At 38.7% G+C, this 15,740-nt stretch carries 12 protein-coding genes; 1 reads left to right on the top strand and 11 read right to left on the bottom strand.

Annotation, left to right across the window (positions count from 1 at the left end):
- Positions 1-39: 39 nt before the first annotated feature.
- The 9 genes from KO172_RS01410 to hutH form a co-directional block, all read right to left on the bottom strand.
- Positions 40-996: an ABC transporter ATP-binding protein gene (locus KO172_RS01410; RefSeq protein WP_215491808.1), complete on the bottom strand. Its 957-nt coding sequence runs from the start codon at positions 994-996 to the stop codon at positions 40-42.
- A 12-nt stretch (positions 997-1,008) separates the two neighbouring features.
- Positions 1,009-2,031, bottom strand: coding sequence for an ABC transporter ATP-binding protein (locus KO172_RS01415; protein ID WP_215491809.1), 1,023 nt, complete (start codon positions 2,029-2,031; stop codon positions 1,009-1,011).
- A gap of 9 nt (positions 2,032-2,040) precedes the next feature.
- Positions 2,041-2,928, bottom strand: a complete 888-nt coding sequence (locus tag KO172_RS01420; protein ID WP_019214144.1) for an ABC transporter permease — start codon at positions 2,926-2,928, stop codon at positions 2,041-2,043.
- A gap of 8 nt (positions 2,929-2,936) precedes the next feature.
- The gene (locus KO172_RS01425; protein ID WP_215491810.1) at positions 2,937-3,866 is read right to left on the bottom strand and encodes an ABC transporter permease; all 930 of its coding nucleotides are present in this window, start codon (positions 3,864-3,866) and stop codon (positions 2,937-2,939) included.
- Positions 3,867-3,941: 75 nt separating this feature from the next.
- Positions 3,942-5,492 carry an ABC transporter substrate-binding protein gene (locus KO172_RS01430; protein WP_215491811.1) on the bottom strand — a complete coding sequence of 517 codons (1,551 nt, stop codon included), beginning with the start codon at positions 5,490-5,492 and terminating at the stop codon, positions 3,942-3,944.
- A gap of 655 nt (positions 5,493-6,147) precedes the next feature.
- Positions 6,148-6,786 (bottom strand): helix-turn-helix transcriptional regulator, encoded by a 639-nt coding sequence (locus KO172_RS01435; RefSeq protein WP_215491812.1) that lies wholly within the window; start codon positions 6,784-6,786, stop codon positions 6,148-6,150.
- Positions 6,776-8,038: an imidazolonepropionase gene (gene hutI, locus KO172_RS01440; protein ID WP_215491813.1), complete on the bottom strand. Its 1,263-nt coding sequence runs from the start codon at positions 8,036-8,038 to the stop codon at positions 6,776-6,778. Before hutI ends, KO172_RS01435 begins: the two co-directional genes overlap by 11 nt.
- Complete coding sequence (hutU, locus tag KO172_RS01445; RefSeq protein WP_215491814.1) at positions 8,016-10,055, bottom strand: urocanate hydratase; 2,040 nt, start codon at positions 10,053-10,055, stop codon at positions 8,016-8,018. The genes hutI and hutU overlap by 23 nt, the downstream gene beginning before the upstream one ends.
- Before the next feature lie 22 nt (positions 10,056-10,077).
- Positions 10,078-11,607: a histidine ammonia-lyase gene (gene hutH, locus KO172_RS01450; protein ID WP_215491815.1), complete on the bottom strand. Its 1,530-nt coding sequence runs from the start codon at positions 11,605-11,607 to the stop codon at positions 10,078-10,080.
- Between the two features lie 219 nt (positions 11,608-11,826).
- Here hutH and KO172_RS01455 point away from each other — a divergent pair, with 219 nt between their 5' ends.
- A complete protein-coding gene (locus KO172_RS01455) occupies positions 11,827-12,447 on the top strand; it encodes a DUF3841 domain-containing protein (RefSeq protein WP_215491816.1) in 621 nt (206 codons plus the stop codon).
- Between the two features lie 41 nt (positions 12,448-12,488).
- Here the strand turns inward: KO172_RS01455 and KO172_RS01460 are convergent, their stop codons facing one another.
- Complete coding sequence (locus KO172_RS01460; protein WP_215491817.1) at positions 12,489-13,955, bottom strand: stalk domain-containing protein; 1,467 nt, start codon at positions 13,953-13,955, stop codon at positions 12,489-12,491.
- A 104-nt stretch (positions 13,956-14,059) separates the two neighbouring features.
- Complete coding sequence (locus KO172_RS01465; RefSeq protein WP_215491818.1) at positions 14,060-15,505, bottom strand: hypothetical protein; 1,446 nt, start codon at positions 15,503-15,505, stop codon at positions 14,060-14,062.
- Positions 15,506-15,740: the final 235 nt, after the last annotated feature.

Genomic DNA, 15,740 nt, shown 5'->3' on the forward strand with positions numbered 1-15,740 from the left:
AGTGAACAAGCCTAAGCCGCCATTTTAATTCGAAATTTTTTATTTTACTAAGTGACAAGCAACAAAATGTCCGTTCTCAACTTCCTTTAGTGTAGGATGTGGACCTGCGCAAACATTCTCGTCTCTCATTGGGCATCTGCCGTAGAATACGCATCTGTCTGGTGGGTCGATAGGGCTTGGTACGTCGCCTTTAAGTATAATTCTTTCTTGTTTGTAGTCATATTCAGGTACAGGTATTGCTGAAAGAAGTGCCTTTGTGTATGGGTGAAGTGTGTTTTCAAATATTTGCTTGTAGTCTGCAAGCTCTACCATACGTCCAAGGTACATTACTGCAACTCTGTCTGAAAGGTGACGAACAACTGAAAGGTCGTGTGATATAAATAAATATGTTAGTCCTTTTTCCTTTTGTATGTCTTGCAATAGGTTTAGTACTTGTGCTTGTATTGATACGTCAAGTGCTGATACTGGTTCGTCAAGTACTATGAACTCAGGTCTCATTACTAGGGCTCTTGCGATACCAATTCTTTGTCTTCTACCACCGTCTAGTTCGTGTGGGTAGGAGTTCATAAGTCTCTTTTCAAGACCTACTGTCTCCATCATTTCAAGAACAACTTTTTCTATCTCTTTCTTACTATCGTAAATCTTGTTTACATAAAGTGCGTCTGCAATCAAGTCGAAAGTGTTAAGTCTTGGGTTTAGTGATGAGTATGGGTCTTGGAAAACGATTTGCATTTCGCGTCTAAGTTGGTGCATTTCCTTCTTAGTGTGACGATTAATGATGTTTTCGCCGTTAAACCATATCTCTCCACTTGTTGGTTCGTGTAGTCTAATGATGGCACGACCAGCTGTTGACTTACCGCAACCTGACTCGCCTACAAGACCAAGAGTTTCGCCCTTCTTTATCTCAAAGTTAAGGTCTTCAACTGCGTGTAGGACGCCTTTTTTAGTCGGAAAGTACTTACATAAATGTTTTACTTCTATAAAATTTTCGCTCATGACTTTCCTCCTCTACTTATCTTCTGACTCATTCTCTGTATGAGCTTCGGCTTCTACACCCATGGCTGCGTCTTTATATAAGAAGCATTTAACATAGTGACCTGGGCTTACTTCGTATACTGGTGGATTTTCAGTTTTGCACATCTCCATGCACTTAGTGCATCTAGGGTGGAACTTACAGCCAGTCGGTAAGTTTGTTGGGTCTGGTGTCATACCAGGTATAACTTGAAGTCTTTCAACATCGCCAGTTAGAGTTGGTATTGATGAGAAAAGTCCTACAGTGTATGGGTGCTTCTTGTCAGTGTAGATGTCTTTTGTAGTACCGCTTTCAACAACTTCACCAGCGTAAACAACCGCTACCTTGTCAGCAATTTCAGCTATAACACCAAGGTCGTGAGTAATCATGATGATGGATGTATCAAACTTGCTCTTAAGTTCCTTCATAAGCTCCATAACTTGAGCTTGTATAGTAACGTCTAGAGCAGTAGTTGGTTCGTCCGCAATGATTATCTCAGGGTTACATGCTAGTGCCATGGCGATAACGATTCTTTGCTTCATACCACCAGAAAGTTGATGAGGATAGTCATTAACTCTCTCACGTCTAATTCCTACTAGGTCAAGCATTTCAAGAGTCTTTTCTCTTCTACCGTTCTTATCAAGTTTAGTATGTAGAGCAAGTACTTCTTCGATTTGCTTACCAATAGTCATAACAGGGTTCAAGCTTGTCATAGGATCTTGGAAGATCATAGAAATCTTTTCCCCTCTTATCTTTCTCATATCTTTTTCTTTAGTTTTTAATATATCCTTGCCTTCAAAGTCAATCTCACCTGAGCTAATAATTCCAGGTGGATCAGGAACAAGGTTTAGTATTGCAAGAGCAGTAGTTGTCTTGCCGGCACCTGTTTCACCAACAAGGCCAAGTGTCTCCTTCTTATTAAGAGACAAGTTCATGCCATTAACGGCTTTAACGACACCTGAATCTGTGTTGAACTCAACAGATAGGTCTCTGATGTTAAGTAAATTTCCTTTTTCCATAGTAACCTCCTACCTCTTAAGCTTAGGGTCAAGCGCATCTCTTAGACCATCGCCCATAACGTTAAGAGCAAAGATGGTAATAACGATTGCTAAACCTGGGAACAATGTGATGTGTGGGAAGTCCATGATGTATGAACGACCATCTGATAGCATAGCGCCCCACTCTGGTGTAGGTGGTTCAAGTCCTAGTCCTATGAAGGATAGACCTGCCGCGTTAATGATTGCGTATGCAACACCTAGAGTTGCTTGAACTATGATAGGTGCCATACAGTTTGGAATGATGTGCTTGAAGATGATTCTAAGGTCGCTTGAACCATTAGCCTTTGCAGCTTCAACAAACTCATTATCCTTTATAGTTAAAACAGAGCTTCTAACGATTCTGGCATATGCTGGAACCGAGGCTATACCAACGGCGATCATAAGGTTTGCAAGGCCTGTGCCTAGTGCGCTCATGATGGCGATAGCTAAAAGTATATCTGGTATAGCTTGAAGCACGTCTATAAATCTCATAACTAGTGTGTCGACTTTACCGCCGTAGTAACCAGTAACAGCGCCTAGTGTTACACCAAGTGCTAAGGCGATGGATACTGATATGAATCCAACCTTTAAACTGATTCTAGAACCGTAAACAACACGAGAGAATATATCACGGCCCAAGTGGTCTGTACCGAAAATGAATTGTGAGTTAGGTGTTTGGTATGTTGGACCAACCATGTCATTGAATGTATATGGTGCAACTACGTCTGCGAATATCGCAACCAAAACAAGTATGATAAGTATAAGTAGACCTACCATAGCAAGTTTGTTTCTCTTCATTCTCTTTAAAACTTCACTAAGACCTGTTTGTCTTTTTGATTTTTTAACTGATTGTTCTTTATTCATATTTTTTTCTGCCATATCATCACCTACATATATTGACTCTTAACTCTTGGATCTATGAATGTGTATAGTATGTCGACAATTAGATTTACAAGGGCAAATGTAACTGCAACGAACAATACGCATCCCATAACAAGAGGTATGTCTCTCATCTTGATTGAATCTACCATAAGTCTGCCTATGCCAGGAATACTAAATATAACTTCAGTCATTAGTGCTCCACCCATAAGTTGTCCAAATTGTGTACCGATAACTGTTGTGATAGGGATAAGAGCGTTTGCAAGAGCATGCTTTCTGATGATAACTTTTTGATCTTGACCTTTTGCCTTAGCAGTTCTGATGTAGTCTTGTCTAATTACTTCAAGCATGGAGCTTCTTGTTTGTCTTGTGATAACAGAAACTGATTGAGCTCCTAATGCTATCGCTGGTAGAACCCATTGATTAGGCATGTCAAAGCCTGATGCAGGTAGCCAGCCTAACTGAACACTAAATAGCATGATTAGTAGTAAACCTAACCAGAATACTGGCATTGATATACCTATTAGGGCGAATATCATTGTCAAGTTATCGAATATACTATATTGTTTTACAGCTGAGATGATACCTATAGGTATACCTAAGATAACAGCAAATGTTATAGCTAAAAACGCAAGTCTGATTGTTGCGCCTGCTCTGTTGCCAATTTCTTGCACAACAGGCATTCTTGTTCTGTAACTACGACCTAAGTCACCTTTAAGCACTAGGTTAGATATGTATCTACCAAATTGCGTAAAGAATGGATCATTTAGGCCAAGTTCTTCTCTAAGTTCTGTTACTTGCTCTTCTGTGGCTGATGGGCCTAAGATGTTACGAGCAGGGTCTCCAGGTGTTATGTATAATAACCAGAAAACGAAGAGACTTACAAGCAAGATAACAGGTATTAAATAGAGGATTCTCTTAATAATATATTTTATCATAATGCCTCCGATATAATTGAACTATGTGAGGGGGAAGATGTCCACCTCCCCCCTTCACCATTTTGTATTATTCTACTATTTTACAACTACTTTGTTTAATTTGTAGTAACCAAAGCTGTTCATTTCAAAACCTTCAACATTCTTAGATGTTGCTACAGTTAATTCTGACCAGTATTCAGGAATCCAAATTTGATTGTCAAGAATGTACTCTTGAGCTTTTCTGTAGATTTCGCCTCTCTTTGTTTCGTCAAGTTCTTGTCTAGCGTCATCTAACATCTTGTCCATTTCTGGGTCTTCTAACCAGCAGTAGTTACCGCCTTCACCCTTTGCACTTGAGTGGAAGCAAGGGAATAAGAATGCGTCTGGGTCTGGTGTATCAGAAGTCCAAGCGATTTCAAACATATCTTGTTTAGCATTCTTTAATACGTCGTTAAATGCAGACCATTCCATAACATTGATAGTTACGTTGATACCAACTTCTTTAAGTTGTTCTTTGATGATAGTTGCCATGTCAACACGTTGTTTTCTTTCGTTAGTAGAGATAGATGTATCAAAGCCGTTAGGATATCCTGCTTCAGCAAGAAGTGCCTTAGCCTTTTCAATGTCTCTAGTTCTAGCCTTAGTTTCTCCACCGATAGAGTATTTTAATGTTGGTGGCATTGAGTTAGATGCAGTTTTTCCTAGACCTAACCAAACCTTTGGAATTAAGTCGTCCATATCGATAGCGTATGCTATAGCTTGACGAACCTTTGGATTGTCGAAAGGTGCCTTTTGAGTGTTGAATCCTAGGTAAGTTGTACCATAGTCAGCTGATTTTAACATAACAAGATTTTCATCTTTTTCAACTTTTTCAACATCAAGTGGTTGTAGTTCATAAATGATATCTGCTCCACCAGTTTGAAGTTCAACTAGTCTGTTAGTTGGTTCAGGGATGATCTTGTATTCAACCTTAGCCATCTTAGCCTTTTCTCCATAGTAGTCTTCGTTTCTGCTTAGCTTGATAGCGTTAGCTTTAGACCACTCGTCAAGCTTAAATGGACCTGTACCGCAAACCTTATCAGTAGAAGTACCGTAGCTGTCTCCAGCTGCTTCAACTTCTTTTTGGCAAAGGATTGCTCCACCTGGATGCATTAATGATGAAATGATACCAGGATAAGGGAACTTAAGATTGAATCTTACAGTGTAATCGTCGTCAGCCTTGATAGAATCTTCATCGATAGTATTGAACAAGTGCTTAACGTTAGGTGCTTCACAAGCACGTTTTAATGAGAATACAACGTCTGATGCCTTCATTTCGTCACCATTGTGGAACTTAACGCCCTTTCTTAGGTGGAAAACGTATTCAGTATCAGATACCTTATCATAGCTTTCAGCTAGTAGAGGAACTTCTTCTGCTTTGTCGTTTAGTTCGAATAGACCTTCATAAATTTGAACTAAAACTTTAGAAGATGCGTTATCGTTAGTTCCCATTGGGTCTAGTGATATAGCATCTGAGTCGTTAGCGATTACAAGTGTGTCCTTGTCGCCCTTCTTTTCTCCAGTTGACTTGTTGCTGCCACCTTTACAAGCAGTAAGTACTGTCATAACAAGCGCTAGCGCTAAAACAAGTGAAATAAACTTCTTCATAAAAACCTCCTTGCATTTCTGCGTTTGCTTAAGACCTAAGTGGTCCTAGCTAAGATTAGAGCCTATAATATGTATCGTTTAGGTGTTAAGTCATACAAGAGAGTCGGCCTATAAACTCTATTGATGCCTAACTATGCTACACTCTACTTAATCGAGACTCCTTCTTATATTATAACACCACTTACATATAATTACAAGATTTTTTTGAGAACTCATACTTAAGTAATAGACTTCAACACTTGTAGGTGCAATCAGTCTAAAGTATATAAGTTCGTTTATATGTATCAGGCTACGTGTATATGGCACATGGTATAGATGATGCCACACCTATATATAGACCCTTTGCTATGTATATAGAGCCTTCTTATATATAGACTCGCTTACTATGTATATAGAGCAAAATAAAAGACAGCTAAGATAGTCTTAGCTGCCTTGATGGATTTAAAATGACTTTGCGAGGCGTCTTTGCTCACAAATTTATCAGATCAATCTTTATTTATTCGTAATGTTTTAGATCAATCCTAGTTTATTCACTAGTTTTGCAGAGCAAGCGTGATGATTGCGCGACGTGGACCGACGAGGCAAGCGGAATGTACAAATGTACCTGAGCATTGCCGAGGAAGGAACGAGCACAAGGGCTCGCTTGAATGCGAAACTAATTCAAGAATTTTATTGCTTGAGAGCGCGATTTGACGCCTAATTTTCTATATATGTTTCTCGCATGTGTTTTTGTGGTTGAGACTGTTATATAAAACCTTTCGGCTATCTCTTTATTGCTGAGTCCGTCTTTGATGCATAGTAGGATTTGCTTTTCGCGTGGGCTGAGTGTGTCGTATAAGTCTTTGTGGTCCAAAAAGTCCCCTAATTTTTGTTCCGTTTTGATGCTGAAGTTCTTTTCCTTTGACACGAGGACGTCTCCTTTTCTCATAGCAAGGAGGGCGTCGTGAAGTGCATCGCGTGTAAGCTCTTTATCCATGATGCCGTCTAAGTGGAAATCTTTTGGAGATATGATCATCTCTAGGCTTGGCTTGTTTGTCATAAGAAGTATTCTGTAGCGTCTGTTTTTAACGGCAATCTCTTGTAGATCTGTAATCCTTTTGCTCTCGTCTAGCTCATCATCGACGTAGATAACAAAGTCTACGCTTTTCTTTGTTAGATAGTCTTGCGCTAGGGATGCTTCTCTAAAGCTCTCTACGACGTGCATGTCACTAAAGAGTGAGAGTGAAGCTCTAAGACCTAGTGCATATATATGTGAGCCTCCAACTATTAATACTCTATATGATTTAAGCGCCATAAACGACCTTTCCTCTCTTAATTACTTTGTATGTGTGGTTTATACCGAAGTGATATACGAAATAATCAATGTTTTCGCAGTTGAAGATGGCGATGTCTGCCTTCTTACCTACTTCAAGCGAACCTATGGATTCCGATCTAAGTACGCTTGCTGCTGCGTTGATAGTTGCTGCATTGAATACTTCTTCTGGTGTCATTCTCATCTTGATTGAAGCGATTTGCATAGCTAGTTGTATGTTCTCTGATGGGCATGATCCAGGGTTGTAGTCTGTTGAGATACTTACTGGGCAGCCTTCCTCTATCATCTTTCTAGCTCTTGCGTACTTGCCTGTGTTTAGGTTGAAGGCTGTTGAAGGTAGGACGTTTGCTATAACCCCATTAGTCGCCATCGCCTTTATGCCTTCGTCTGAAGCTCCTATCAAGTGATCTGCTGAGACGCACTTTAGCTCGGCGCTTAATTCCGCCCCGCCAAAGCTAATAAGCTCGTCTGCGTGTATCTTAAGTTTAAAACCAGCATCTCTTGATGCCTTTAGAACTCTTCTTGACTCTTCGATAGTATAAACACCGTCTTCACAGAAGATGTCTGCAAACTCCGCAAGACCCTTGTTCATAACTGTAGGATTGTACTCGTTAATGACCTTATTTATAAAGGCTTCTCTGTCATTTTTGTACTCATCAGGCATAGCGTGGCATGGCATAAATGTCGATACTAAGTCGATAGGGTGGTCTTCGTTTAATTTCTTTGCAACTTCTAGCTGCTTTAGTTCTGTCTCGAAGTCTTCTATGCCGTAGCCTGACTTTGCTTCAACTGTTGTTACGCCGTAGCTAAGCATGATATCTAATGAGTGTTTTGCCTTTTCATATAACTCTTCAAAGCTTGCTTCTTTAGTATGCTTTTGTGTTGCGTGTATGCCGCCTCCTGCATTCATGATGTCCATGTATGTCTTGCCGTGCAGCTTCATGGCAAGCTCGTTTTCTCTCGAGCCGCCATGAACAAGGTGTGTGTGCGAGTCTACAAGGCCTGGTGTAACTAATTTACCAGTAGCATCGATGACAGTAGCCTTACTTTCATCGACTCCCATAGTCTTGTACTCGTCCATAGTACCAAGTGCTTTTATCTTGTCGTCTTCTGTTATTATATATGCGTTCTTGATTACTTCTACTTCGCCTTGTGCCTTGCCAGCTTTCACTGTGCCATGTGCCTTTGTTGCAAGAAGCGAAGATATATTTTTAATTATGACGCTTTGCTTCATATTCATCCACCTTTGCCATTTCTTTTTCTATAATCTTGTCGTCAACTAGATAAGGAATAGTAATGTGGTCAGTGTCCTTGTGATCTTTGTTGTATTGTATTGCTGTTTCGATTGAGTGGTCGTTTCTAGCCCAGCTTCTTCTTGCTACACCGCTCATAACGTCCCAAGGCATTGCTGCCTTTAAGATAGTGTCTACTCTGTCTGATCCGTCTAGAACCATACCGAAGCCGCCGTTGATGGACTTACCTATACCAACGCCGCCGCCGTTGTGTAGTGCAACCATGGACATACCTCTTGCGCAGTTACCTGCAAAGCATTGTGTAGCCATGTCTGCCATGATGTTTGATCCGTCTTTGATGTTTGATGTCTCTCTAAATGGTGAGTCAGTTCCTGATACGTCGTGGTGGTCACGGCCTAGCATGATAGGGCCAACTTCGCCTTTTCTTACCATGTCGTTGAACTTAAGAGCGATTTTTAGTCTACCAATTTCGTCTTGGTATAGAATTCTTGCTTGAGAACCAACAACTAGTTTGTTCTTTTCAGCGTCTCTTATCCAGATGTAGTTATCAAGGTCTTGTCCTCTTCTGTCCTTGTCAATGCATTCCATAGCTGCGTGGTCAGTCTTGATTAGGTCTTCTTCCTTATTTGATAAGCAAACCCATCTGAATGGTCCGTAGCCGTAGTCGAATAACATTGGTCCCATGATATCTTCAACATAGCTTGGGAAGATGAAGCCTTCAGACTCATCAACACCGTTCTTAGCTATCTCTTTAACGCCTGCATCGAAAACTGATTTCATGAAGGAGTTACCATAGTCAAAGAAGTATGTTCCTCTATCTACTAGTGTCTTAATTAATTCAAAGTGATGCTTTAATGTCTTGTCAACAAGTTTGCAGAAGCCTTCCTTGTCTTCAGCAAGCATCTTTGTTCTTTCTTCGAATGTTAAGCCTTGTGGGCAGTAACCTCCGTCGTATTGAGCGTGGCATGATGTTTGGTCAGAAAGAAGTTCTACGTGAATGTTTTTGTTTACGCAGTATTCAAGTAGGTCTACGATGTTACCATGATAAGCGATAGCTCTAGGTATCTTCTTTTCCTTTGCATCGTTTGCCCACTTAAATACTTGGTCAAGGTTGTCAGATGATTCATCGATCCAGCCTTGTTCAAGTCTTGTGTTGATTCTTGATATATCAACTTCGGCGATGATACCAACGCCATTTGCAATCTTAGCTGCCTTACCTTGAGCGCCACTCATTCCGCCTAAACCTGATGAAATGAAGATGTGGCCTCTTAAGTCGCCATCGTGTGGTACGCCTAATTTTAGACGTGCAGCGTTAAGAACTGTGTTGTATGTTCCGTGAACTATACCTTGTGGTCCAATATACATCCAGCCGCCTGCAGTCATTTGTCCGTAGTTAGCAACACCCATTGCAACTGCTTTGTGCCAATGCTTTTGATTGTCGAACTCACCTATCATTAAAGAGTTTGTAATTATAACTCTTGGTGATGTCTTGTGGCTTCTGAATAAGCCTAGTGGATGTCCTGATTCCATAACTAGTGTTTGTTCGTCAGTAAGATTTTCTAGGTACTTTTTAACTAGTCTGTATTGCATCCAGTTTTGCATAACTTGTCCTGTTTCGCCGTAAGTAACAAGCTCATATGGATATAGTGCTACGTCGAAGTCAAGGTTGTTATCTATCATTAGTTGTATTGCCTTACCTTCGATGCATTTACCCTTGTACTCGTCGATAGGTTTAGCCTTGATATTGCCTTCAGGTCTAAATCTGTAGCCGTAGATTCTACCTCTAGTCATAAGTTCTTCCATAAACTCAGGAGCAAGTTCAGCGTGAAGCTCTTCTGGAATGTATCTAAGAGCGTTTCTTAGTGCAAGCTCGATTTCGTGCTTTGAAAGAGTTAGATCTCTAACAGGTGCTCTTCTAACCTTTGGATCAATCTTGTGCATCGGTGGCAATACCGGATCAAGTTTGATTGTCATCGCATCTTTAATATCAAATTTCATAAGTGACCTCCTTACTTAATATCTATCTAAGTTCTCCTACAGCCTTTTCAACAGCGTTAAGAACCTTGTCATCAGCTAATAATTCTTCAGCTTTGTTGATTTCAAAGTACATAACCTTGTCTTTGTCGATGTAGTCAATTACTTTTCTTACTTCGTCATAAGCAGCCTTAGTTCCTCTGCCAAGACCCTTGTCTCCTCTTATGTCAATAGCTTGGCATGCAGCAAACATTTCCATAGCTATAACCTTTCTTGCGTTAAGGTAGATTTCCTTAGCCTTTCTTGCAGCTATAGTACCCATAGATACTAAGTCCTCTTGGTTAGCTGAAGATGGTATTGAGTCAACACTTGCTGGATGAGCAAGTACTTTGTTCTCGCTTACAAGAGCTGCTGCTGCGTATTGAACTATCATGTAGCCAGAGTTTACTCCGCCTTCCTTAACTAAGAAAGCAGGTAGTCCTTCTGATAAAGCAGGGTTAACAAGTCTTTCAAGTCTTCTTTCAGATACGTTAGCAAGCTCAGATATGCCTATACCTAAAAAGTCGAATGGTAGAGCCATAGGTTCGCCGTGGAAGTTACCAGCACTGATAACTGCTTCGTCATCTGGGAAGATGATTGGATTGTCAGTAACAGAATTGATTTCGATGTCAACTTTGTTCTTTACATAGTTAAATGTATCCTTTGGTGCGCAGTGAATTTGTGGAACGCATCTTAGTGAGTAAGCATCTTGAACCCTCTTTTCGCCTTGGCGAGTGATGTTCTTTGATCCATCAAGAATTGCTCTTACGTTGTATGCAGTGTCATACATACCTTGATGACGTCTAACGTCAGCGATTCTTTCATCGAATGCATCAATGATACCACCCATAGCTTCCATTGTAAGCGATGTAGCAACGTCAGCAAGCTTAGAAAGCTTCATAGCATCGTATAGAGTAAGTGTACCAACAGCAGTTAATACTTGAGTACCATTGATAAGTGCTAGACCTTCCTTACTAGTTAATTCAATAGTTTCGATGCCAGCCTTGTCCATAGCTTCCTTACCAGTCATCTTCTTGCCTTCATAGAAAGCTTCACCTAGACCAAGCATAGGTAGAACCATGTGAGCAAGTGGAGCTAAGTCACCTGATGCACCAAGTGAGCCCTTCTCAGGTATACATGGAGTAACACCCTTATTAAGCATAGCTACAAGAGTTTCGATAGTTTCAAGTCTTGCTCCAGAGTAGCCCTTAGATAAAGAGTTAGCTCTTAGTAGGATGATGGCTCTAACGATGTCTTCGTCAAATAAATCGCCAACACCACAAGAGTGTGACATGATTAAATTCTTTTGTAGATTCTTAGTCATATCCTTAGAGATATGTACTTCAGAGAACTTTCCAAAGCCAGTTGTGATTCCGTAGATAACTCTTTCTTCTTCAACAAACTTGTCAACAAGCTTTCTTGACGCAATGATTCTCTCCTTTGCGTCCTTTGAGATTTCAACCTCAGCATGACATCTTGCAACCTTGACAACGTCTTCGATTGTAAGATCTTTTCCATTAATAACGATCTTTCCCATAATATCCTCCTTTTATTATGTTAGTACTCTGATAAAGTAAAAAGGAACGCACACAGCGTTCCTTCTATCTATAAATATTAAAATTGTGAGCAAATAAATAATTGTGTATGTAAGTCATACCTCTCACCTCATCAATAAGTATTATACCATAGATAAAATTTATAGTCAAGGACAAAATATATCGATAAGGCATGGGTATATATAAAAGAGGTGATATACATGGAATACGTAAATCTATATACAAGGCAGCACGAGAACAGCTTGTACGAGCTTAAAAACAAAGGCGTCATACAGAACAAAAGACTCTATGTAAGCCTACATATGAGAGACATCTCAGACTACTTCTTAGAAAAGTACGACCACTTTGTGAAGATGGCAGCAAAGAGAGTAGCTAAGAATGATGATGTAGCCTACCCTATATGGTGCAGCGTCTCAAAGGCTAACTGCCTAAAGCCTATAGATAAGGAAGTCGTGTATGCAATCACAGTACCAAAAGACGAAGTCATCTACTTTGACGGCGCTAAGTGGGACCTTGTGCTTAACAATCAGTACGTGCCACTTGACAAAGAAGATGCAAAGCGCTTCGAGGACGTGCTTAAAAAGTGTGGTGCAGACAAGGTATACAACATCTTCGAGCGTAAATACAACGGGATATTTGACGACATAAGAGAAGAAATCGTATCTAGCTGGGAGAGGATATTCGATATCACAGACAGAAGCGAGTTTGTCGTGCAGGCAAACCTTTGGCAAATAAAGAAGGATTGGGTTAAGCATATAGTTTATCCAGGAGATGACTTCTTTGAAATAGTGAGTGATATGGAGGAGACGTGGGTTAAGTAATAAGCATTAAAAAAGGGAGCTTTCGCTCCCAATTTTTTGATTTAATTATGTGGTACTAGTACTATACTTGCAAATCCTTTCATTATAGGTGGATATACATCAAATCTAAATACCGTACCATTTTTGTATATAAATATAAACATAATATATTTTCCACTGTCAAATTCTGTAGCAACATAATTTACTTCGTAGTCCCTAGAGAAGATTTCTCCGCCAAATCTTTTAGCATCAGCGATTTTTCTTTCTGCTATTTCTTTTACCATTTCTTCGCTAGCATCATAATTCAATTCTCTTAAGATTTCACTAGCCTTCTTATAATCTTTGTCTGCAAGAGCATCATGAACCATAGTAAATTTTTCTTGTAGTTCTTCTTTAGACATTTTTCTAATATCTTTTTCATCATCTATAAAGCGAATAACTGGTCCAACTTGTGCACTACTCGAGAATTGAAACTTTCCTTCTTTTTCAGCGGGAACAGTTTTCATTATACTAACTCCACCACCTGGGTAAGTAAATTTAATTACATGAGTTCTAAATCCATCGACATCTTCAATGCTTTTTTCAATCTTTGCACCTTCAGTATATATTCTAGCGCCATATAGTGTAGACATGTTTACAATAGTTGCCATCGGATTGTCATCAGTTAGTGGTACTTGATCATAATATTTATACTTATTAACAACAGTGTTGTTTTGAGCTATCATACGGTCAAAAATAGCATTATCTTCTTTAGAGAATTTTTCTTCAGTTTTTTCTTCTTTCTTATCTTCTTTTACTTCTTTAAAGATATAGCACTTATCATCAATCTCAACAGTTATGCTTCCATCAGTTCCAATTTGGTACTCATATCCAGTTCCAAAGTTTGATTCATTGTCCTTCTTAGGCATTTCTTTTGCATCAACGCTTGTTAATATCTTGCCATCCATAGTTCCACATTTCATGTTCTTATTAATTTCTTCTGTGTCCTTATAAAGCTTAGACTTAATCATAACATAGCGAGGAGCCTTAGCTGCTTTTACTTCGCTAGATAATAAAACTGTTTTAGTCTTCTCATCATAGCCTACATCAAAGCCTACAAGCGCACCAAGATCTCTTAGTTGCATATAATTATTGCCTTTTATAAGAGCTGTCTTTATGTCTTTTGCTTCGCCGTTAACCATAATTTTCTTAACTTCTAACATAGCTTTTGCTTTAGCATCTTTGATAGCTGCAAGGTCACCAGCTTCTTTAGTATAAGGCTTATCTGTTTCAACTATGACTAAATTCTTTTCAGCATCATATCCAACGTTGAATTGTGACTTTTTAGCTGTCATGATGGCTGCAACGTCACGAAGTTTTACATAGTTATGCCCTTCAATGTTGTAAGCGCCAATGTCAACAGCTTGTCCGTCAAGCGTAATTTTTTGGCTAGTCTTTCTAGCATTGGCTGTCTTGCTTTCAGCAAACGCTGTTGGCAGTAGTGTTACTAGCATTAATATTGCAAGTAACAGTGAAATTTTCTTCTTCATAATATTCCTCCTTAAATAGATTTGTTAACTTTATTATACTACTTAAGAAATATAAAATCAAGCCAAAAGAAGGGAGCAAAAGCTCCCTTCTTTATCTGTATAAACTATTTATTTTCTTTTTCTACCTTAGTATCTTTTTCTTCTTTTACTTCTTTTGTGTCTTCTTTCTTATCTTCTTTCTTATCTTCTTTCACTTCTTCCTTCTTTTCCTCTTTCACTTCTTCCTTCTTATCTTCTTTTACTTCTTCCTTCTTATCTTCTTTCACTTCTTCCTTCTTTTCTTCTTTTGTTCTACATTGAATATCTAAACTTACATAAGTAGGTGAGTAATTGTATTGCATTTCAAGTTGATCTTTAGTTCCATAGTCAAATGTATATAATAAAATTGTATTTGCAAAGAATCTAATTGTTCTGCTTGTATAAGTGTACTTATCCTTCAATACATCAAAGCCCTTTGTCTTTTCTTCAATGTACTTCATCATCTTGTCCTTGTCGCCATCTAGTCCTAGGCTCTTGAAGTTTTCGTAGGCAGCATCATAATCCTTTTTAGCATAATTATAATGAAGAGTCCAAACTGGTGCAGTGTTTAGGCTAAAGTTCAAATCCTTATACTTATAGTGATCATCAGCATATCCTTCTTTATAATGATCCCCTTCGTAATTATTTATGCCCATCAGGTAGTTGACTCCACTGTCTGGTTTAAAAAAGTCTAAAGTTATTGTAGACTCAGGGCTGTTGAAAAATACCATATAACCCTTACCGTCAGCATAATTTTCAATTCTCTTTTCCGCCTTATAGTCCTTATTGTACTTTGTAATATTTACAAGTTTAACTAAGTTTTTCATTTGTGAAACATAGCCATTGCATTCTTCATCAGATAAGTTATTAAAAGTTAGTGCTCTTGTATACTTGTATTGATCTTCTGTGTTATCATCTGCCATAGCATTGTATAAGCCTTCAATGTTATTAAAAATTTTCTCATCATCTTCAGTGAATTCATTTGTTATAAAGCCATCATAGCTTGGATCGTCTCCATACTTAGACTCTAGTTCTATAGTGCTAGTCTTCTTGTCATAGTTAATGCTAAAGCCTACAAGCTTAGCTAAGTCTCTAAGTTTTAAGTAGTTGTTGCCATTGATAAAAGCAGTTTGAGCACTCTTTTCTTGATAAATTTCAGAACCTTCTGGGTTGTGGTTTATCAAAACATTTTTAACTGACATCTTAGCCTTTGCCTTTTCATCCTTTAGCTCTTCAAGGTCGCCTTTAATCTTCTTGTAATCTCTGCCCTTTAGAATGATAAAAGAATTATTTTCCTTGTCATAAGCAACGTCGAACTTCATTTCTGTGCCATTGAACATAGCAGCAAGGTCACGTAGCTTGATGTAGTTGGAGTTATTGATGTTGTAGAAGCCAACCTTAACTTCTTTGCCATCAAGAGTTAATTTTTGACTAGTCTTTCTAGCCTCTACTGTTTTGCTTTCAGCAAATGCTGTTGGTAGTAGTGTTACTAGCATTACTATTGCAAGTAACAGTGAAAGTTTTTTCTTCATAAAAAATCCTCCTTAAATGAATTTATTAACTTCATTATACTACTAAAGAGATAAAAAAGCAATCCACTTTATATAATTATCCTCTATACTTTCTCTCTATTTATTAAAAATATTTAATAATTACTTTACACACAAGCTTATCCACATCAGAGATCGCTATTTCACAATTATAAACATACTTATCCACTTTATCCACAGGTCATTTTCATAAAAATAGTGCTTGACAAAGCTATTT

Origin of the sequence: Fenollaria sporofastidiosus (assembly GCF_943169635.2) — a bacterium.
Taxonomy (GTDB): domain Bacteria; phylum Bacillota; class Clostridia; order Tissierellales; family Peptoniphilaceae; genus Fenollaria; species Fenollaria sporofastidiosus.

Excerpts from the sequence above, each read along its gene's own strand:
- KO172_RS01435 (WP_215491812.1), bottom strand. The coding sequence starts at position 6,786 with ATGGCGCTTAAATCATATAGAGTATTAATAGTTGGAGGCTCACATATA.
- hutU (WP_215491814.1), bottom strand. The coding sequence starts at position 10,055 with ATGAAATTTGATATTAAAGATGCGATGACAATCAAACTTGATCCGGTA.
- KO172_RS01455 (WP_215491816.1), top strand. The coding sequence starts at position 11,827 with ATGGAATACGTAAATCTATATACAAGGCAGCACGAGAACAGCTTGTAC.
- KO172_RS01420 (WP_019214144.1), bottom strand. The coding sequence starts at position 2,928 with ATGGCAGAAAAAAATATGAATAAAGAACAATCAGTTAAAAAATCAAAA.
- KO172_RS01430 (WP_215491811.1), bottom strand. The coding sequence starts at position 5,492 with ATGAAGAAGTTTATTTCACTTGTTTTAGCGCTAGCGCTTGTTATGACA.
- KO172_RS01460 (WP_215491817.1), bottom strand. The coding sequence starts at position 13,955 with ATGAAGAAGAAAATTTCACTGTTACTTGCAATATTAATGCTAGTAACA.
- hutH (WP_215491815.1), bottom strand. The coding sequence starts at position 11,607 with ATGGGAAAGATCGTTATTAATGGAAAAGATCTTACAATCGAAGACGTT.
- KO172_RS01425 (WP_215491810.1), bottom strand. The coding sequence starts at position 3,866 with ATGATAAAATATATTATTAAGAGAATCCTCTATTTAATACCTGTTATC.
- KO172_RS01415 (WP_215491809.1), bottom strand. The coding sequence starts at position 2,031 with ATGGAAAAAGGAAATTTACTTAACATCAGAGACCTATCTGTTGAGTTC.
- KO172_RS01410 (WP_215491808.1), bottom strand. The coding sequence starts at position 996 with ATGAGCGAAAATTTTATAGAAGTAAAACATTTATGTAAGTACTTTCCG.
- KO172_RS01465 (WP_215491818.1), bottom strand. The coding sequence starts at position 15,505 with ATGAAGAAAAAACTTTCACTGTTACTTGCAATAGTAATGCTAGTAACA.
- hutI (WP_215491813.1), bottom strand. The coding sequence starts at position 8,038 with ATGAAGCAAAGCGTCATAATTAAAAATATATCTTCGCTTCTTGCAACA.